Source organism: Psychroflexus sediminis, assembly GCF_900099815.1.
Lineage (GTDB): Bacteria > Bacteroidota > Bacteroidia > Flavobacteriales > Flavobacteriaceae > Psychroflexus > Psychroflexus sediminis.
Genome location: NZ_FNCW01000005.1, coordinates 152,677 through 171,253, shown reverse-complemented (window position 1 = coordinate 171,253; position 18,577 = coordinate 152,677). Strand labels below are relative to the sequence as shown.

Annotated in this window: 14 protein-coding genes; 9 read left to right on the top strand and 5 right to left on the bottom strand. The window is 37.8% G+C overall.

What is annotated here, in order from left to right; all coding sequences use genetic code 11:
* The first annotated feature begins 44 nt into the window (after positions 1 to 44).
* Genes BLP81_RS06510 through BLP81_RS06485 form a run of 6 tightly spaced genes read left to right on the top strand, consistent with a single transcriptional unit; the run spans position 45 to position 8,332 of the window.
* The gene (locus BLP81_RS06510) at positions 45 to 1,073 is read left to right on the top strand and encodes an aldose epimerase family protein (RefSeq protein WP_093367354.1); all 1,029 of its coding nucleotides are present in this window, start codon (positions 45 to 47) and stop codon (positions 1,071 to 1,073) included.
* Between the two features lie 2 nt (positions 1,074 to 1,075).
* Positions 1,076 to 2,089 carry a glycoside hydrolase family 53 protein gene (locus BLP81_RS06505; RefSeq protein ID WP_093367351.1) on the top strand — a complete coding sequence of 338 codons (1,014 nt, stop codon included), beginning with the start codon at positions 1,076 to 1,078 and terminating at the stop codon, positions 2,087 to 2,089.
* A gap of 2 nt (positions 2,090 to 2,091) precedes the next feature.
* On the top strand, positions 2,092 to 4,428 hold the full coding sequence (locus tag BLP81_RS06500; RefSeq protein WP_093367348.1) for a glycoside hydrolase family 2 TIM barrel-domain containing protein: 2,337 nt from the start codon (positions 2,092 to 2,094) through the stop codon (positions 4,426 to 4,428).
* A complete protein-coding gene (galK, locus tag BLP81_RS06495) occupies positions 4,428 to 5,594 on the top strand; it encodes a galactokinase (protein ID WP_093367345.1) in 1,167 nt (388 codons plus the stop codon). The genes BLP81_RS06500 and galK overlap by 1 nt, the downstream gene beginning before the upstream one ends.
* Positions 5,595 to 5,606: 12 nt before the next feature.
* Positions 5,607 to 6,659 (top strand): UDP-glucose--hexose-1-phosphate uridylyltransferase, encoded by a 1,053-nt coding sequence (locus tag BLP81_RS06490; RefSeq protein WP_093367342.1) that lies wholly within the window; start codon positions 5,607 to 5,609, stop codon positions 6,657 to 6,659.
* 11 nt (positions 6,660 to 6,670) lie between these two features.
* Positions 6,671 to 8,332 carry a sodium/sugar symporter gene (locus BLP81_RS06485; RefSeq protein WP_093367339.1) on the top strand — a complete coding sequence of 554 codons (1,662 nt, stop codon included), beginning with the start codon at positions 6,671 to 6,673 and terminating at the stop codon, positions 8,330 to 8,332.
* Positions 8,333 to 8,917: 585 nt separating this feature from the next.
* On the opposite strand, the gene BLP81_RS06480 is transcribed toward BLP81_RS06485, so the two are convergent.
* The 4 genes from BLP81_RS06480 to BLP81_RS06465 all read right to left on the bottom strand — a co-directional run bounded on the left by BLP81_RS06480 (position 8,918) and on the right by BLP81_RS06465 (position 13,055).
* A complete protein-coding gene (locus tag BLP81_RS06480) occupies positions 8,918 to 10,609 on the bottom strand; it encodes a NupC/NupG family nucleoside CNT transporter (RefSeq protein ID WP_093367336.1) in 1,692 nt (563 codons plus the stop codon).
* Positions 10,610 to 10,612: 3 nt separating this feature from the next.
* On the bottom strand, positions 10,613 to 11,230 hold the full coding sequence (locus BLP81_RS06475) for a bifunctional nuclease family protein (RefSeq protein WP_093367333.1): 618 nt from the start codon (positions 11,228 to 11,230) through the stop codon (positions 10,613 to 10,615).
* Positions 11,231 to 11,321: 91 nt separating this feature from the next.
* Positions 11,322 to 12,290, bottom strand: coding sequence for an electron transfer flavoprotein subunit alpha/FixB family protein (locus tag BLP81_RS06470; RefSeq protein ID WP_093367330.1), 969 nt, complete (start codon positions 12,288 to 12,290; stop codon positions 11,322 to 11,324).
* An 18-nt stretch (positions 12,291 to 12,308) separates the two neighbouring features.
* Complete coding sequence (locus tag BLP81_RS06465; RefSeq protein ID WP_093367327.1) at positions 12,309 to 13,055, bottom strand: electron transfer flavoprotein subunit beta/FixA family protein; 747 nt, start codon at positions 13,053 to 13,055, stop codon at positions 12,309 to 12,311.
* 155 nt (positions 13,056 to 13,210) lie between these two features.
* On the opposite strand from BLP81_RS06465, the gene BLP81_RS06460 reads away from it, so the two are divergent.
* From BLP81_RS06460 to BLP81_RS06450, 3 genes are all read left to right on the top strand, one after another.
* Positions 13,211 to 14,188: a pyruvate dehydrogenase complex E1 component subunit beta gene (locus BLP81_RS06460; protein WP_093367324.1), complete on the top strand. Its 978-nt coding sequence runs from the start codon at positions 13,211 to 13,213 to the stop codon at positions 14,186 to 14,188.
* 64 nt (positions 14,189 to 14,252) lie between these two features.
* On the top strand, positions 14,253 to 16,745 hold the full coding sequence (locus BLP81_RS06455) for a DUF5686 and carboxypeptidase-like regulatory domain-containing protein (RefSeq protein WP_093367321.1): 2,493 nt from the start codon (positions 14,253 to 14,255) through the stop codon (positions 16,743 to 16,745).
* A gap of 75 nt (positions 16,746 to 16,820) precedes the next feature.
* Positions 16,821 to 17,840 carry a hypothetical protein gene (locus BLP81_RS06450; RefSeq protein ID WP_093367318.1) on the top strand — a complete coding sequence of 340 codons (1,020 nt, stop codon included), beginning with the start codon at positions 16,821 to 16,823 and terminating at the stop codon, positions 17,838 to 17,840.
* 499 nt (positions 17,841 to 18,339) lie between these two features.
* Here the strand turns inward: BLP81_RS06450 and BLP81_RS06445 are convergent, their stop codons facing one another.
* Complete coding sequence (locus tag BLP81_RS06445) at positions 18,340 to 18,570, bottom strand: hypothetical protein (protein ID WP_093367315.1); 231 nt, start codon at positions 18,568 to 18,570, stop codon at positions 18,340 to 18,342.
* Positions 18,571 to 18,577: the final 7 nt, after the last annotated feature.

Here is an 18,577-nt window from a genome sequence, read left to right as displayed (position 1 = left end):
CTGGTAAGAATTATTCAAATATAAATCTAATTTTTGCTAAAACGATGTCGATAGAAATTAAAAATCAAATAGCATCAATTCAGGAATTTGTTCTCACCTCCAAAACAGGGATGCAGTTGAGGGTGCTTAACTATGGAGCGACCATAAGCTCTTTAAAAGTCCCACTTCAAAATCGCAGCCTTGTTGAGGTGGTTTTAGGATTTAATTCACCAGGAGATTATGTAAATTCTTTTGAGTTTGGTCATGCTCCTTATTTTGGAGCTGTAGTTGGTCGTTTTGCCGGGAGAATAAGAAATGCCGAATTTGAATTGAACGGTAGAATTATTCAACTCGATAAGAATTTAGGGGATCATCACCTTCATGGAGGAACACAAGGCTTTAGTAATAAAATATGGTCTGTTAGTTCACAAACAGTGGGAGATGAACCTTCTATTACCTTCGCAATAACCAGTCCTCATATGGACCAAAACTATCCAGGAGAGCTCAAAGTTGAAGTCAGGTATAGATTGACTTTAAAGGGCGAGTTAGTTATTCACTACCAGGCAACTTCTTCGGAAGATACTTTGGTCAATCTAACGCAACATTCTTATTTTAATCTTGACGGGCATCAAGGGGATGTGACCCACCAGGAACTGAAGATTAAGGCTGATAAAGTTTTAGAAACAGATGAGGAAAATGTACCTACGGGTCAACGGATTTCGCTAGAAAATCACCCCTGTAATTTCTCAAAATTCAAACCGGTTCCTAGTCAGATCGACGATGCGTTTGTGCTGGATTTCGAAAACGATTTAGCGGCAGAACTAAAAAGTAAAAAAAACGATTTGCACATGAAAGTTTATACCAATCAGCCTTGTCTGCAAGTCTATGTAGGTGGAAAAATAGATTCCAAATTAACATCAAAAGGCCAAATAAACTACCATAAGACCAGTGGGATTTGTTTTGAAACCCAGGCCTTTCCCGATGCTCCCAACCTTGATGATTTTCCATCTGCTATTTTGAAAAAAGATGATGTTTACCAGCAACACACAAAATTTCAATTTATGAACTTATCGAGTGAACACACAAAAAATTAATTATGATACAATATTTTAGATTTCTTATTATCAGTTTGCTTTTTGTTTCCTGCACAGATGAAACCGCTACTGCTGAATTTGCCAAAGGGGCTGATGTAAGCTGGTTACCACAAATGGAAGCCACGGGTTATGAATTCAAAGACGAAGAAGGCAATAAAGCAGATGTGCTTCAGCTTTTAAAAGATCGGGGAATGAATTCAGTAAGATTACGGGTGTTTGTAAATCCATCAAGCGATCCAAGAAGTGGCCACTGCAGTCAAGAAGAAACCGTAGACCTGGCTTTAAGAGCAAAAGAGATGGGTATGGATGTGATGATCAATTTTCATTACAGTGATTCTTGGGCAGATCCGGGTAAACAACATAAACCTGAAGCCTGGGAGGACCTAAGCTTTAAGGAGTTAAAAGAAAAAGTTTATGAACATACCTTCGAGGTAGTTTCCGCAGTAAAAGCAGGAGGTGTGACACCAAAATGGGTGCAGGTAGGTAATGAAATTCCTGGTGGGATGCTATGGCCGGAAGGGAGTACAGATAATTGGGATCAATTGGGGCAGCTCTTGAATGCTGGCTATGAAGCTACAAAAGCAGTGGATGACAATATTCAGGTGATCATTCATGTGGACGAAGGAGATAATAATGAGAAATTTGTCCACTTTTATGATAATGCTTCCGAACAACAAGTGAAATACGATATTATTGGTTTATCCTACTACCCTTACTGGGTAGAAAAGGATTATACAGAAACAATCGATAATCTTGCATTTAATCTTAAAGATATGGTGAAAAGATATGACAAAGACGTCATGATTGTGGAAGTAGGCGGGCTTTACGACCAGGTTGAAAACACCAAAAATTTGCTTGAAGCTACCATTAAAGCCGTAAGAGATGTGCCTGATAATCGAGGTCTGGGCGTTATGTATTGGGAGCCCCAGGGCGAAAAGTCATGGAGTGGATACAGCCTTAGTGCATGGCAGGAAGATGGAACACCTTCACCAGCATTAGATGCTTTTAAAAATTGAACATGAAAAAATCATTTATTTTTTTGACTTTTATCGTATTTCTCTATTCTTGCCAGGAAACCGATCATTTTATGAGAATAAATACAAGTTTCAATTCAGACTGGACCTTCACTAAAGATTCTGCCTCACTGGAGTGGGATTCCATTCATATTCCTCACACGCCACAGATAGAGCCTTTAGTGGTCAATGACCAGTGGCAGGGCGATGCCTGGTATAAAAAGACCTTCAAAAAAAATCCAGAGAGCAAGAAAACTTTTTTAGAATTTGAAGGCGTTATGCATGAAGCCTGGGTCTGGGTAAACGGGTATTTATTAAAGCATCACCAGGGAGGGTATCTGCCCTTTACGCTAGATTTAACCGATGTTTTGGAAGCTCAAAACACCATCGTGATAAAAGTGAATAACGAAGATAATCCAGACATTCCTCCTGGAAAGCTTTTAGAACAACTAGACTTCAATTACTACGCTGGGATTTACAGGAATGTCAATTTAATTGAAACCAATTCAGTTTACATAACCGATCCTGTTGCAGCCAGAAAAGTAAACAGCGGTGGGATTTTAGTTCATTTTGATTCAATTTCAAATAAAAAAGCTATAGCCAAGGTTAAGGTTCATTTCAGAAATGAGTCTGCTGAAGACAAAAGCATCTCTGCAAAAATTGAATTTGAATCTCCTTCCGGGAAAATACTATCAAAGCTGACTGAAGCTGTTGAAGTTTCTTCAAATAGCGATCGAGTCCTTTCAACTGAAATTGACATTGAAAATCCTGAACTCTGGGGTATTCATTCTCCAAGATTATACCGTGTTAGTGTGAAATTGATGGAAGGTGAAAAGACCTTAGACATCAAACAACTGACAACAGGAATAAGAGCTATTGAACTCAGCGAAGATGGATTTTTCTTGAACGGTGAGAATTTATTTATTAATGGAACCAATCGTCATCAGGAATACCCCTATATTGGTTATGCTATTTCCGATGAAGCCAATTATAGAGATGCTGTAAAAATAAAGAATGCGGGTTTTGATTTTGTAAGACTATCGCATTATCCGCAATCTGAAGCTTTTTTGGATGCATGTGATGAAGTTGGGCTTTTGGTGATGAATTGTATTTCAGGATGGCAATTTTTCGGAGGAGAAAAATTTCAAGAAAATGCGTATCAAGAAATTAAAGATTTTGCCAGGCGAGATCGTCATCATCCCAGCATTGTGTTTTGGGAAAATTCTTTGAATGAAAGTCCCATGACGGAGGAGTTTATGATCAAAGCCAATCTTCTTCTAAAGGCTGAGTTACCTTATAAGGACACTTACTCGGCAGGGTGGATAGATCATCCAAGTTACGATCTTTATATCCCGGCCAGGCAGCATGCTAAAGCTCCGGGGTATTGGAACGACTATGATGAGAATGCGAGAAAGATTTTCATTGCAGAATATGGGGACTGGGAGTATTATGCGCAAAATGCAGGTTTCAACCAAACTGCATTTGCAGATCTTTCTGAAGCCGAACGAAACAGTAGGCAACTTCGTGGCGCTGGAGAAAAGCGGTTACTCCAACAAGCTTTGAATTTTCAGGAAGCTTTCAATTCCAATTTGAAAGGTGAGCATACCATAGGGCAAGCCAACTGGCTGATGTTTGATTATAATCGAGGCTATGCTTTTGATATTGAGAGTTCCGGCATCAGTGATATTTTTAGAATTCCTAAATTCACCTATTACTTTTATAAAAGTCAGCGGTCTTCAGCTATCTCCTATCCAGAACCTTTAGAGTCTGGACCTATGGTTTTTATAGCTAATTTCTGGACGCCCTCATCTCCGCTAAATGTGCGGGTATTTAGCAATACCGATGAGGTTGCTTTGTATCTGAACGACAAACTACTATCTAAACAAAAACCAACCCGAAATAAGTTTTCAAGTGAATTACCACAACCCCCCTTTGAATTCGAGTTATCTGAATTTGAAGTTGGAACGCTTAAGGCTGTCGGTTATATCGATGGAAAAGAAGTTGCCTTACATGAGATAAAAACACCTTCAGAAGCAAAAGAAATAAAATTGAAAATAGACACTTCTGGCGTTGAGATAAGCAAAAACCAGGAAGATGTTGTCTTTTTATATGCTGAAATCACTGATAAGGAAGGTACTTTAGTTCCCTCTTTTGATGGGAAGATCAGGTTTAGTATTGAAAGCGAATCTGCAGAGCTTATTGGTCAAAATCCAATAAAAGCTGAAGCTGGAATTGCCAGTATTTTGTTGAAAACCAAAGGCGATTTAGATTCTGTCGAAGTCTTTGCTGAAGGGGAAGGTTTAGAATCTGATCGTTTAATACTAAGAGAAGAGCTCAAGTGATGAAAGAGGAGTTAATACTAAAGACCAGCAATCATTTTGCAGAAAGATTCAACACCCCGGCAACATCAATTTTTCTATCGCCAGGACGCATCAATATTATTGGCGAACATGTAGATTACAACGATGGTTTTGTGCTGCCAGCCGCTATAGACAAATATATTTGTTTTGCGATCTCGCCAGTACAGTCTGATGCGTGTGTGCTGGTGGCCAAAGATTTGGATGAGGAATTTAGTTTTAATTTGACCGATGATCTCAAGCCAGTGAAGCAAATGTGGGCTAATTTTATTCTTGGAGGTTTGCATCAACTTAAACAAAAAGGATTTAAAATGAAAGGTTTTCAGCTGGTTTTTAGCAGTACAATTCCTATTGGTGCAGGATTGTCTTCATCGGCAGCTTTAGAGTGCGGATTGATTTACGCCATAAATGATTTATTTTCATTACGGATATCTAAGCAAGATATTGCCTTGATGGGTCAACAAACCTCTCATACTTTTGTTGGAGTTAAATGCGGTATCATGGATCAGTTTGCATGTGTTTTTGGTAAAAAAGACAAAGCTATAAAATTGGATTGTACAACATTGGATTACAGTTATTTCGATGCAGATTTGGATTCTTATTCCTTTTTATTACTCGATAGTAATGTAAAACATGAGCACCTTACATCGGGTTATAATGTGAGACGGGAAGAGGTCGAAACTGGATTGGAAATCATAAAATCTCATTATCCAGAAGTGATGAGTTTTAGATCCTGCACCTTTTCTCAAGTGAAATCTCTTCGGACAGAACTAGGAGAAAATTTATTTAAACGTTGTAGTTTCGTAGTTAAAGAAATTCAAAGAGTAAATGAGGCGGCTTTTTCAATTCAAAATAATAATTTTGAAAAACTTGGGACATTGATGTTTGAGACCCATCAGGGTTTGTCTAAAGATTATGAGGTAAGCTGCACAGAATTGGATTTTCTAGTGGAAAAAGCTATGGACATTCCTGGGGTTTTAGGAGCAAGAATGATGGGTGGTGGGTTTGGTGGCTGTTCGATCAATCTGGTCCATCAGGAATCGAAAGATGAGCTTATAGAAAAACTATCAAGCTTGTATATTGAAAAATTCAATGTGAATTTAAGGGTGTTTCCTATTCACATAAGCGATGGACTTTGTCAAGTCCAATAAAAATAAATTTTAATGCAAAAATTTAATTCCAGTAAACATCCTCACAGGCGCTATAATCCATTGTTAGACGAATGGGTTTTGGTCTCTCCACAAAGGACAAAGCGTCCATGGCAAGGTCAGGAAGAGGAGCAAAACATAGCGCAATGCCCTGAATACGATAAAGACTGTTATTTGTGTCCCGGTAATACACGTTCCAACGGAAACAAAAACCCAGATTACGAGGCTTGTTATGTCTTTGAAAATGATTTTCCATCCTTATTAAAGGAGGAATTGGAAGTAACTGCAGATACAACCTCGAATTTAATGCAATCTAAACCAGAGCGTGGTATCAACAAAGTGGTTTGTTTTTCACCTAAGCATAATTTAACAATTCCAGAAATGGAATTATCGGAAATTGAAGCTATCGTAAAAACCTGGAAGCAACAGTATCTGGAACTAGGAGCTTATGAATTTATAAATTACGTTCAGATTTTTGAAAACAAAGGCGCTGTGATGGGGTGTAGTAATCCCCATCCCCACGGTCAAATTTGGTCTCAATCTTCAATTCCTTCGAAAGCAGAAAAAACGCAGGATAATCTAAACGCTTATTATCAGAAAACCGGGAAGAGTCTCCTTGAGGTTTACCTGGATGAAGAATTGCTTCATCAAGAGCGAATTATAGCTGAGAATGAGCATTTCGTAGCTTTGGTACCGTTTTGGGCCATCTGGCCTTATGAAACTATGCTTATCAGTAAAAGACATTTTGCAAGTCTGGCAGATTTACAACCGAAAGAAGAAAAAGCATTTGCGCATATGTTGAAAGTTATCACTGTGAAATATGATAATTTGTTTAAAACATCTTTTCCGTATTCTTCTGGAATTCACCAAGCGCCAACCGATGGTCTGCCTCATCCGGAATGGCATTTTCATATGCATTTTTATCCGCCGTTATTGAGAAGTGCCACTGTAAAGAAATTTATGGTGGGATACGAAATGCTCGGCGAGGCTCAGCGCGATATTTCTGCAGAACAGGCCGCAAAAATTTTAAGAGAACTACCAACTACGCATTATAAATCTTCCAATTAAAGGTATTACTTATGAACACAGGATTTGAAACCTTAGATTACGTCATTTTTATAGCTTATGCTATTCTTATTTTATTTATTGGGCTCTGGATGTCCAGAGATAAAAAGGGGCATCAAAAAAACGCACAAGATTATTTTTTAGCAAGCAAATCGCTCCCGTGGTGGGCAATTGGTACCTCGCTTATTGCAGCAAATATTTCAGCAGAACAGTTTATAGGAATGTCCGGGTCTGGCTTTGCCGTAGGTTTAGCAATATCTTCATATGAGTGGATGGCTGCAATTACCTTGCTCATTGTAGGGAAATACTTCTTACCCATATTCATTGAAAAGGGGATATATACCATACCAGGATTTGTTGAAAAGCGTTTCTCAACCAACCTAAAAACCATCCTTGCCGTCTTCTGGATTGCGCTCTATATTTTCGTCAATATCACTTCAGTTCTCTACCTTGGAGCCTTGGCGATGAATACGGTGATGGGTGTTAATATGACGTGGGCTATCATTGGCCTTGCCATGTTTGCAGCAGCCTATTCTATCTATGGCGGACTTTCTTCTATTGCTTGGACAGATTCTATACAGGTGGTATTTCTCATCGTTGGAGGACTTGCAACGACATACTTGGCACTGAATACCGTATCTGGAGGTGATGGCATGTGGGAAGGGCTTGGTATTATTTACGATAAAGCTCCTCAAAAATTCGATATGATTTTGGATAAAAGTAATCCCCAATACGTTAATTTACCGGGAATCGGTGTTTTAATCGGTGGCCTGTGGGTGGCAAATCTCTATTATTGGGGCTTTAACCAGTATATCATTCAACGTGCACTAGCTGCAAAAAATCTAAGAGAGGCTCAGAAGGGAATCGTTTTAGCTGCTTTTCTAAAATTATTACTTCCTTTTATCATTGTAATTCCTGGTATTGCGGCTTATGTAATTGTTAATGATCCTGAAATGTTAGCTCGACTTGGGGCAGAGGGACTTATCAATATTCCAAGTCTGGAAGAAGCTGACAAATCCTATCCTTGGCTTATTCAATTTCTGCCAACTGGACTTAAAGGACTTGCTTTCGTGGCTTTATCGGCTGCAATCGTTTCTTCTTTAGCTTCTATGCTGAATTCGACTTCTACCATTTTCACAATGGATATCTACAAGCAATACATCAATAAAAATCCAAGTGATAAGAAAACCGTGAAAGTAGGTAGAATTACTTCTTTTGTAGCTCTTGGTATAGGTGTGCTTGTAGCACCGGCACTGGATAGTTTAAACCAGATCTTTCAGTACATTCAAGAATATACTGGCCTGGTGAGTCCTGGAATTTTAGCAGTTTTTTTATTGGGATTATTTTGGAAAAAAGCAACCAACAAAGCGGCGATTTGGGGAGCGATCATCTCTATACCCGTGGCTATGTTTTTTAAAATTGGATCCACAGGATGGGTAGCGAATACGTCTTTGGAACCTTACTTTCCTATCCAGCCTTTCCTTAACCAGATGGGGTATACTACTATTGTAACTATGTTAATCATTATGTTTATCAGTTGGTTACAGAACAAGGGCCAGGATGATGAAAAAGGAATCGAACTGAAGAAAGACACGTTTAAAACCGGTCCTGTATTCAACATTAGCGCCTTTGCGGTAATGATAATTTTGGCAGTGCTTTATTCAGTTTTTTATTAATTTATTTATTATTACTTACAGAAAATCCTCCTGGAGTCATGCTCCGGGAGTTTTTTTTAAATGAATCGAGGGAACAGTATACTGGCAATGTTTGTGACTTCATTCCGTCTTGGGTTTTAATTTCTGCGCCTGAATAAGAGTTGGATTTCATCAAATGGGGATACAGGACCTGTAGAAGCAGCAAAATCCAAAATGGGACAGACGGGAATAATAAAATATGATTTGGTTAGCCCGGAAAGTTTTACAGGTCGATGGATAAGTGCAAAACAAAATCGAAGATTAGGTTACTGGATGCGTAAATTGAGCCTTAAGCTTAACTACTTCAGTCGACGATTCAGGATCAGAGTCTCTCTCCTTCCAGGTTAAAGCAGAAAGAAAATGAAAATTAAGGTCTGTTTACAAGACTATGTGTTCTGTGGTGGTGAATACGGAAAAGGAATACCACTGCATCTATTTCATTTTCAGAGGCCCAGAATTCATCAAGCATAAACCGAAATTTTCAAAAATTTCTGTCTATTTGAAATAAAAGAAGATTCAAATTTCAATTGACAAAAAAATGAATCTTATTTTCACGAAAAATATTGTTTAGCCTATAATCATTCCTGCTATCGTTGCAGACATCAGTGAAGCCAGGGTTCCTCCAATCAAAGCACGGATACCGAATTCGGAAAGCGTTTTGCGCTGTCCCGGAGCTAAAGAACCAATTCCTCCAATTTGTATACCAATGGAAGCGAAGTTGGCAAATCCACATAGCATATACGTAGCCATGATAACCGATTTCTCAAAATTCAAACTCAGGGCATTGGCTGTGTTTTTAAGTTCAGCAAGCTGGATGTAGCCCACGAATTCGCTGGCCACCAGCTTGATACCGAGCAGTTGTCCCATCAGCATCACATCTTCTTTGGCAACACCAATCAGCCACATCAAAGGAGAGAATATAAGTCCTAAAACGGCCTCCAGAGAAAATTTGGGATAGGGTGTATATTCTGCAACTAAAGCGTTGAGGTTGGTCAATTCACCGAATTTTTCGAATCCATAATTGATAAAAGCGATTAAAGCGACAAAAACCAAAAGCATAGCCGCTACATTGGCAGCAAGCTTGAGACCTTCAGTCGTTCCGTTGGCTATCGCATCGAGAATATTGGAGCCTATTTTTTCTGAAGACACCTCCACATCCGTATTGACTTCAGCCTGTTGAGGGTATAAAATTTTTGAAATTACAATAGCACCGGGAGCAGCCATGACGGAGGCTGCCAGCAAATGTTTTGCAAAGGCTAAACGCATAATGGGATCATCTCCTCCAAGAAATCCAATATAGGCCGCCAGAACGCCGCCTGCTACGGTGGCCATACCGCCAATCATGACCAGGAGTATTTCAGAACGGGTCATGCGTTCCAAATAAGCTTTAATCATTAAGGGGGCTTCGGTCTGACCCAGGAAAATATTACCGGCTACACTCAGGCTTTCCGCTCCTGAAATACCGAGCAGTTTGGTAAGGATCCAGGCCATGGCTTTAACTACTTTCTGAATTATTCCTAAGTAAAACAGTATAGAGGTAAGTGCTGAAAAGAAAATAATCGTCGGTAAGATCTGAAATAAAAAGATATACCCATAGGTACTGGTGTCCATCAAATCCCCGAGAAGAAACTCACTTCCGGCTGCGGTAAAATCTAAGATCTTCACAAAAATATTTCCAACAAATTCAAACGTTGATTGAATAAACGGAATTTTCAATACACCAATGGCTAATATAAGCTGAGCAAGTAAGCCAATACCGACCGTTTTCCAATTGATTGCTTTTTTGTTTTTACTTAAAAGGTAGGCGATAAGCAGAAGGCTCAACATGCCAAGAACACCTCTCCATAAACTATTAAAACTGAATTCTCCATTGGGAGTAATGACTTTCGCTGCCATTTCCTCCTGAAGTATCGGAGTAGAGGATGCTTTTTTCAGTTGAACTCGAAACCTGTCAGAAGAGAGGTTTATTAGAGAATCGGTTGTGGATTGAATGCCAAACTGAATAACTTCAAAAGACCTAAGGGATGGAGTCAAGATTAAAGAATCCTGGCTGATTTCAAAACGGCCTTTATAGATTAAATCCATTTGTTCATGGACTATGCTGAACACCGAATCATTGAAAGTTATACGCTGCTGATCTTTAAAATAAGAAGTAGAATCTTGATCTTCTTGGAGTTCGATGTTCCATTCACCTTGAAAAGATTGAGCGAAAATCAGTGTAGGGAGGCACATCAAAAAAGCCCAGGTAAAGTTTTTCATTCTTTAGCTTCGTTTAGAAATTTCATCACGAATTTTTGCTGCTCTTTCGTAGTCTTCATCATTCACAGCTTTTTCTAAAAGTTCGTTGAGTTTTTTGGTAGTCATCTGGCTAAATTCACTCTTAAAGGAAGATTTTTTCTCTTCCTGCTCAACGTCACCAGTATGTTGAATATGATCTGAACTATAAATATCTGTATCCTGATTTTTATCGCTAAGAAAGATGCCTGCTTTATCCAGTATATTTTTATAAGTGTAAATAGGAGCGTCAAACCTTAAAGCAAGAGCAATAGCATCACTTGTTCTGGCATCTATGGTTTCTTCAATGCCATCTCTTTCGCACACCAAACTTGAATAAAAAATACCATCTACAAGCTTATGGATAATCACCTGCTTGACAAGAACCTGAAATCTGTCAGCAAAGGTTTTAAATAAATCGTGGGTAAGTGGACGTGGAGGCTTTATCTCTTTTTCTAAGGCTATGGCGATAGATTGGGCTTCAAATGCGCCGATAACTATCGGCAGTTGCCTATTGCTGTCCATGTCACTTAAAAGCAGAGCGTAAGCTCCGTTCTGAGTTTGACTATAAGAAATTCCTTTTATGCTAAGTCTAGCTAAGCTCATACTACAATATATATTGAATAAAAAAGCGGTCTAATTTATAAGGACTGCTTAAAAATTAGACCGCCCTTTAAAGGGGCACAATTTATAAAATTTATGAGTTATTCGCCTTAAATTCCTTGAGTTTTTCAATCAATTGTGGAACAACTTCAAATGCGTCACCAACGATACCGTAATCTGCTGCTTTAAAAAATGGAGCCTCTGGATCTGTATTGATAACGACTTTATTTTTGGAAGCACTAATACCTGCAAGATGCTGGATAGCTCCAGAGATTCCTATAGCAATATATAAATTGGTCGCTACAGGTTTACCGGTTTGTCCAACGTGTTCACTATGAGGTCTCCAGCCCATATCACTCACAGGTTTGGAGCAGGCTGTCGCTGCATTAAGTACATCTGCCAGCTCTTCTATCATTTCCCAGTTTTCTGGTCCCTTCATACCACGTCCAGCGGAAACGACAACCTCTGCATCAGCAATGCTTACTTTATCTTTGTTTTTATCTACAGATACTACATCGATACCAAACTCATCATCAGATAACTCTGGTGAAAAATCTTCTTCTGAAAGTGATGCTTCATTTTCCTTTAGCCCGAAGGAGTTGCTAGATAAACCTAAAACCTTGACATCTGTAGAAATAAAAGTCATATTAAAGGCCTTGTTGGTGAAAGCTGTTCGTTCCACTACGAAACCTTCGCCCAGTTTTGGCAGAGCTACAACATTGGAAGCATAACCAGCCTCGAGGTTTACAGCTAATAAGGGAGCTAAATATTTTGCATTTGCACTCTGACTAACAACAACTATTTTGGAGTCTTCTTTTTTAGATGCTTGAGAAATAACTTCGGCATAAGCGTCAGCATTAAATTTTGAAAGTTTATCGTTAGAGACTTTTAAAACTTTTTCAACGCCATAGGTTTTGAGTTCATCAACGTTTTCAGCATTAATCGTAACCGCTGTTAAACTGGTGTTCATTAAGTCTGCAATTCCTTTGGCAAAAGAAGCAACTTCAAAAGCTGCTTTTTTAAGCTTGCCATTTTCTGATTCTGTATATACTAAAATTGACATTTTATTAGTTTTTAAAAGTTATATAGCTTTAGCTTCGTTGTGAAGTAAGTCGATTAATTTATCCAGGTTATCCGGATCGATCAGGGTAACTTCCCCTTTTGGTTCTGGTTTTCTGAAGTGTTTAGATTCAGTTAAAACCTCTGCAGAAACCGGTTCAATGACATTCAGAGGCTTTTTTCGGGCCATCATGATTCCTCTCATGTTAGGAATTTTAAGATCGCTTTCTTCTACAAGTCCTTTTTGTCCTCCAATGACCAATGGCAAAGAAGATTTGAGGGTTTCCTTACCGCCATCAATTTCTCTTATAGCAGTGGCAGTATCACCTTCAACTTCAAGACTTACACAGGTATTTATAAAGTTAGCGCCTATTAATTTAGCCAGCATGCCCGGAACCATCCCACCGTTGTAGTCGATAGATTCTCTTCCGGCAATGATTAAATCATATTCACCATCTTTGGCAACCTTTGCGAGTTCTTTAGCAACCTGAAAACCATCTAAAGGTTCGGTATCCACTCTGTAAGCGGTGTCAGCTCCAATAGCTAAAGATTTTCTTATCGTAGGTTCGGTATCTTTGCCGCCTACGGTTACCACATCTACGGTAGCACCCTGTTTTTCTTTAAACCACATAGCTCGTGTTAATCCAAATTCGTCGTTTGGATTGATGACATACTGGACTCCACTGGTGTCGAATTTTGTGTCATTTTCAACAAAATTGATTTTGGAAGTCGTATCAGGGACATGGCTAATACATACTAATATTTTCATTATTTTGATTTTTTTCTTGAATATGACAAATATAGTAGTTTTAGGACAAAAATACTATGCATGCATAATAAAATTTTTATAAGATTCTTATGGGATATAGAAATTTGAATTACTATTTTTGTCTTTCTTTTTTTAACAAAGGTAAATACACATAAATGAGGACAATTCAGTTTAGAGAAGCTATTGTAGAAGCAATGAGTGAAGAGATGCGTGCCGATGAATCCATCTACCTGATGGGGGAGGAAGTGGCAGAGTATAATGGCGCTTATAAAGCATCCAAGGGTATGCTGGATGAATTTGGTGAAAAGAGAGTTATCGATACTCCCATTTCAGAACTAGGTTTTTCTGGAATAGGTATTGGTTCTGCGATGAATGGCAACCGTCCTATCATTGAATTTATGACCTTCAACTTTTCATTGGTTGGAATAGATCAAATCATTAACAATGCCGCCAAAATGAGACAGATGTCTGGTGGGCAGTTCAATATTCCTATTGTGTTTAGAGGTCCTACCGGGTCTGCTGGTCAGCTTGGAGCTACGCATTCTCAGGCTTTCGAAAACTGGTTTGCAAATACTCCGGGACTGAAAGTGGTGATTCCTTCCAATCCTTATGATGCCAAGGGACTTTTGAAATCCTCCATCAGGGATAACGACCCCGTAATCTTTATGGAAAGCGAGCAAATGTATGGTGATAAAGGAGAAGTTCCCGAAGAAGAATACACGATTCCTCTAGGGAAAGCCGATATTAAAAGAGAGGGCACAGATGTCACTATAGTTTCTTTTGGAAAGATTATAAAAGAAGCTTATAAAGCAGCAGAGGAACTTGAAAAAGAGGATATCTCCTGTGAGATTATTGATTTAAGAACGGTAAGGCCTATGGATTATGAGGCCATCTTAAATTCAGTAAAGAAAACTAATAGACTGGTAATTTTAGAAGAAGCCTGGCCTTTCGGAAATGTAGCAACTGAAATTACTTATAAAGTTCAAAATGAAGCTTTCGATTATCTGGATGCTCCCATTATAAAACTCAATACAGCAGATACTCCTGCACCTTATTCACCAGGTCTTTTGAAAGAGTGGTTACCTAATAGCGATGATGTTATAAAAGCAGTTAAAAAAGTTTTATACATTTAACATAAATCAAATTATAAATTAAGCTTCATTTGTATAAAATTACATTTGAAGCTTTTTTTGATTAATGAAACACATACTGAACCTTTTATTACTATTCCTATCTTTTGTTTCTTTTGGTCAGACTAAAGTAAGTGGCTATGTAAAAGACACTTACGGAAACCCGATCCCGTATGTAAACGTCTATTTTTCAAATTCCTCTGAAGGAACCATTTCTGATGAAAACGGGAAATTTTACCTGCAATCTGAAAATGACTATTCCGTTTTGGAGTTTTCCTTTATGGGGTTTGAAACTTTAACATACCCTCTGGACCGAAGAACTACCTATAATATTGAAGTTGAGCTTGAGGAAAATTCCTCAGAATTAAGTGAGGTCATGATCTATTCAGGAAAGACTTCTAAAAAAAATAATCCTGCAATTGATATTCTTAGAAAAATATGGAAGAATAAGCGCGATAACGGGATCAAAAAATTCGATCATTACCAATACGATAAGTACGAAAAGCTGGAATTTGACTTGAATACTATAGATAGTTCTCTTATAAATTCCAGAGTGTTTAACGGTATGGAGTTCATTTTTGATGATTTGGATACCAATACGGTGACAGGTAAAACCTACCTGCCTATTTTTCTCAATGAGGCCACGTATAAAGTCTATGGCAATAACAATTCAGGGGTTGAAAAAGAAATACTGACAGGAAATAAAAATGCAGGATTTAGCAACAATCAAAGCCTTATTGCTTTCATCAAAGACCTTTATGCCGAATATAATATCTACGATAATTATCTCAAATTTTTCGATAAGAGTTTCGTGGGTCCATTATCTACAACAGGAATAGATAATTACAACTATGTATTGACCGATAGTACTTTTATTGGAGATAAATGGTCTTACAATATCGTATTTTATCCCAGAAGAGAAGGCGAATTGAACTTCAAAGGTGATTTTTGGGTAAATGATACGACTTGGGCTATAAAAAAAATCAACCTTTCAATGGCTAAAGGGGCCAACATCAATTGGGTGAAGGATGTGTATATAGAACAAGAATTTGATGTCCTTAACGATTCGGTTTTCTTGATTACCAAAGACTTATTTATGACAGATTTTTCCTTCAACAAAGAGGAAGATTCGCGGGGTGTTTACGGTAAACGGACGACGCTTTATGATAATTATGTGTTCGATCAGCCTAAAGCAAAATCGTTTTACAAATATGAACCAGAAGTCTTTAATGAAAAAGTCTATAACAGAGATGATGACTTTTGGGCTCAAAACAGACAGGAAGACCTAAATAAAGATGAACAACAGGTCTATAAAATGCTTGACACTCTAAAAACGGTAGACGCTTTTAAGCGAATCTATAATATAGGGACTATACTGGCTACAGGATATTGGGAAAAGAAAGGTTGGGATTTTGGACCAGTCTTTTCCACTTTTGGATATAACGACGTAGAGGGTGTCCGGCTAAGAGCAGGAGGAAGGACCTACTTTTCACAAAACGACATGTGGAGATTACAAGGGTTTTTGGCCTATGGATTTAAAGATGATAAATTCAAATATGGTTTATCAGGGAAATGGATGGTAGATCCAATAATCAGACTTATCATTGGGGCAGGAAACCGGAGAGATGTTGAGCAGCTGGGAGCTAGCCTAACCAATACTACGGATGTATTAGGTAGAAACTTAGCTTCTTCTTCTGTCCTTACAGTGGGCTCCAATACCAATCTGACTAGTATCAATCTTACCAGCCTTAACTTGAGTTTTGAGGCTTTTCAGAATTTTATATTGAGATTTGAAGGTAATTTCAAAAAATTAGAATCCGCATCAGACCAGTTTAGTCTTGCCTATTACACCGATCCGCAGCGAACGGAAACCAAAGCTGTAACCGAGCAAGTCGAAATATCTTCGATCATTCAATTTTCTCCTGGACGTAAAACTACAGGGTATGGGGTCGAGCGAATTACAGTTAATGATGGCGAATATCCTGAGTTTTTTCTCAATTATACCAAAGGATTAGGAAATATCACCAGGTCTGATTTTGATTATGAGAAAATCCAATTTTATTACAGGCAGCCTATACAGATTGGTGGTTTTGGCGAATTTGTTTCCAATGTGGAAGTAGGAAAAACCTTTGGAGCAGTTCCATTAAGTTTACTGGATATCGTACCTGGAAATCAAACCCTTTTTACGATTCAAGGAACTTTTCCCCTATTAGATTTTTACGATTTTGTTACAGACACCTATTTAAGTGTCAATTTTGAGCATAATTTTAACGGAAGATTTTTCTCTAGAATTCCTCTTTTAAGAGATTTAGATTTAAGAGAGGTGATTTCAGTAAGAGCTGTATCCGGAAGTATTTCAGAAGAAAATCAGTTGCTTAATGCTTCTTCGAGCATTCCTGTTTTGAGAGCACCCGATAAAGAACCCTACTGGTCTTACAGCCTAGGTATCGACAATATATTCAGAATTTTAAGAATTGATTTTCACTTTAGAGGAAATTATAAAGATTTGCCAGAAGCCAGAAATTTTGGCGTAACGGGAGGTTTTGGATTTAGTTTTTAGAAGAAAAAAATAAACTGAACCTAGGGTAGGGGTCTTTAGTGTTGTTTTATAGCAAAACAATAAAACCTTTAAGCTATGAAAATTTTAAAACCAGTAGCAGGAATATTAGCAATGGCACTGCTATTTTCCTGTTCAACAGAGGATTCAAATCCTGATGAGGAATTTGTACAAAAATCAAATTTAGAAATTAGAGCTACAGCTACCACTGATGCTACTACAGCAAGTGAAGCCAAACTTAGTACAGCGAGTCTGGGTAAAGCATCTTCAGATGTTGAAATTTCAGAATTTTTTATCAATATTAGAAATATTGAATTGGAATTTGCTGAAGGATTTGGAATTTCAGGGGATTCTTCAGCGAGTTCAGATGACGAGGATGACAGTCTTAACTTTGATGAACTGCCTAGTGAAATTACAACTTACCTCGAAGAAAATTATCCAAACGATGCTTTTTGTCAGGGAGAATTAGAAGATGAGGATGACGAGGATGATCCTTATAAATATGAAATTGAATTACAGAGCGGCACCGAAATTTACTTCAGGAGTGATTTTAGCGTTTATGCTACAGAAATCGATGATGAGGGCTGTGAAAATGAAGATGATGACGATAATGAAGGGGATGATGACAGATATGATTTCGAAGACGATTTTGAATTGACCGGTCCATTCGAACTCAATTTAAGCTCAGGCGTAGTAAACGTTATTGAAGTAGAAATCCCGGTAGGAGAATATGATGAAGTAGAATTTGAAATGGATAGAAGTGAAAATCCGATGAGCGATCTTTATCAAAAGTCAATTTTGATGAGAGGAACTGTTTCCGGTATAGCATTTGAATTTTTCCATACCTTCAGTGAAGAATTTGAAGTAGATTACGAAGATGCAGGTCAAAACCTCATCATCACAGAAGACAACAATAATGCCGTAGTTTTCGAATTTGATTTAGTTACTGTTTTCAATCTGGTAGACCTCTCAAATGCCACGGATAATAATGGAAATGGAATAATAGAAATCAGTCCGGAAGACAATGATGGTAACAGGGAGTTGGCCAATAGAATAAAAGAGGCCATCAAAGATTATGTAGATCTTTCTGATGATTAATTAAAGTTTAGATCTCAATTTTAAAATCCCTGACACTCTCGTGTCAGGGATTTTTTTATAAAATTTTTTCAGAATCTGTTGTCCTGGTCAGAGAGTCAGCTTTAGGAGTGAACAATTAAATATCAGCTCAGTTTGCTTAAGGCTTCTTCTTAGCCTGAAGCGAAGGCTTGATCCGAATTTTAATTGAGGTTCAAGAGCTGTAAAGTTTAAAGACAGCATTCAGAATGGCTAGAAAATAAAACCTAAGCTTGACTAGATCAAGAAAAAGGCTCCAATTAAATGATGTAAGCCTAGTCAGTAGTTACTGCACTGCTGAAGAACAGGGAGCTAAAAAAGTGATACAGTCAGGCAAAGTTAGATGAGTTTAAAGTTACTCTTCAGCTGTTTTTTTAAAGTCAGAAATAATACAAAAATAAGCTGCATTTAAATTGATCTTTAGACATAAAAAAAACTTCTCAATCTCTTAGGAAGTTTTTTACTAAGCAGTTGTACAACGTATTTAGTAATTAATTTCTTTCTTGATTTTAGATTTGATCTGACTTAAAATAATAAGAATGGCTACTATGGGGATTGTGCCGATAAATAAACTCGTAGTTTCTTTTCCGCTTACCAGGTTAAAAATTATAAATCCAATAAAGACTAGCCAAGTGATTAAAAAAATATAGAAAATAATAGATATGGTTTTCAACTTTGATTTTAAATCGTCCTGAGAAGGTTTTTCATTATCCATAAAAGCT

Bases quoted from the DNA above. Each gene is read 5' to 3' on its own strand.
- BLP81_RS06510 (WP_093367354.1), top strand. From the start codon at position 45: ATGTCGATAGAAATTAAAAATCAAATAGCATCAATTCAGGAATTTGTT.
- BLP81_RS06505 (WP_093367351.1), top strand. From the start codon at position 1,076: ATGATACAATATTTTAGATTTCTTATTATCAGTTTGCTTTTTGTTTCC.
- BLP81_RS06500 (WP_093367348.1), top strand. From the start codon at position 2,092: ATGAAAAAATCATTTATTTTTTTGACTTTTATCGTATTTCTCTATTCT.
- galK (WP_093367345.1), top strand. From the start codon at position 4,428: ATGAAAGAGGAGTTAATACTAAAGACCAGCAATCATTTTGCAGAAAGA.
- BLP81_RS06490 (WP_093367342.1), top strand. From the start codon at position 5,607: ATGCAAAAATTTAATTCCAGTAAACATCCTCACAGGCGCTATAATCCA.
- BLP81_RS06485 (WP_093367339.1), top strand. From the start codon at position 6,671: ATGAACACAGGATTTGAAACCTTAGATTACGTCATTTTTATAGCTTAT.
- BLP81_RS06480 (WP_093367336.1), bottom strand. From the start codon at position 10,609: ATGAAAAACTTTACCTGGGCTTTTTTGATGTGCCTCCCTACACTGATT.
- BLP81_RS06475 (WP_093367333.1), bottom strand. From the start codon at position 11,230: ATGAGCTTAGCTAGACTTAGCATAAAAGGAATTTCTTATAGTCAAACT.
- BLP81_RS06470 (WP_093367330.1), bottom strand. From the start codon at position 12,290: ATGTCAATTTTAGTATATACAGAATCAGAAAATGGCAAGCTTAAAAAA.
- BLP81_RS06465 (WP_093367327.1), bottom strand. From the start codon at position 13,055: ATGAAAATATTAGTATGTATTAGCCATGTCCCTGATACGACTTCCAAA.
- BLP81_RS06460 (WP_093367324.1), top strand. From the start codon at position 13,211: ATGAGGACAATTCAGTTTAGAGAAGCTATTGTAGAAGCAATGAGTGAA.
- BLP81_RS06455 (WP_093367321.1), top strand. From the start codon at position 14,253: ATGAAACACATACTGAACCTTTTATTACTATTCCTATCTTTTGTTTCT.
- BLP81_RS06450 (WP_093367318.1), top strand. From the start codon at position 16,821: ATGAAAATTTTAAAACCAGTAGCAGGAATATTAGCAATGGCACTGCTA.
- BLP81_RS06445 (WP_093367315.1), bottom strand. From the start codon at position 18,570: ATGGATAATGAAAAACCTTCTCAGGACGATTTAAAATCAAAGTTGAAA.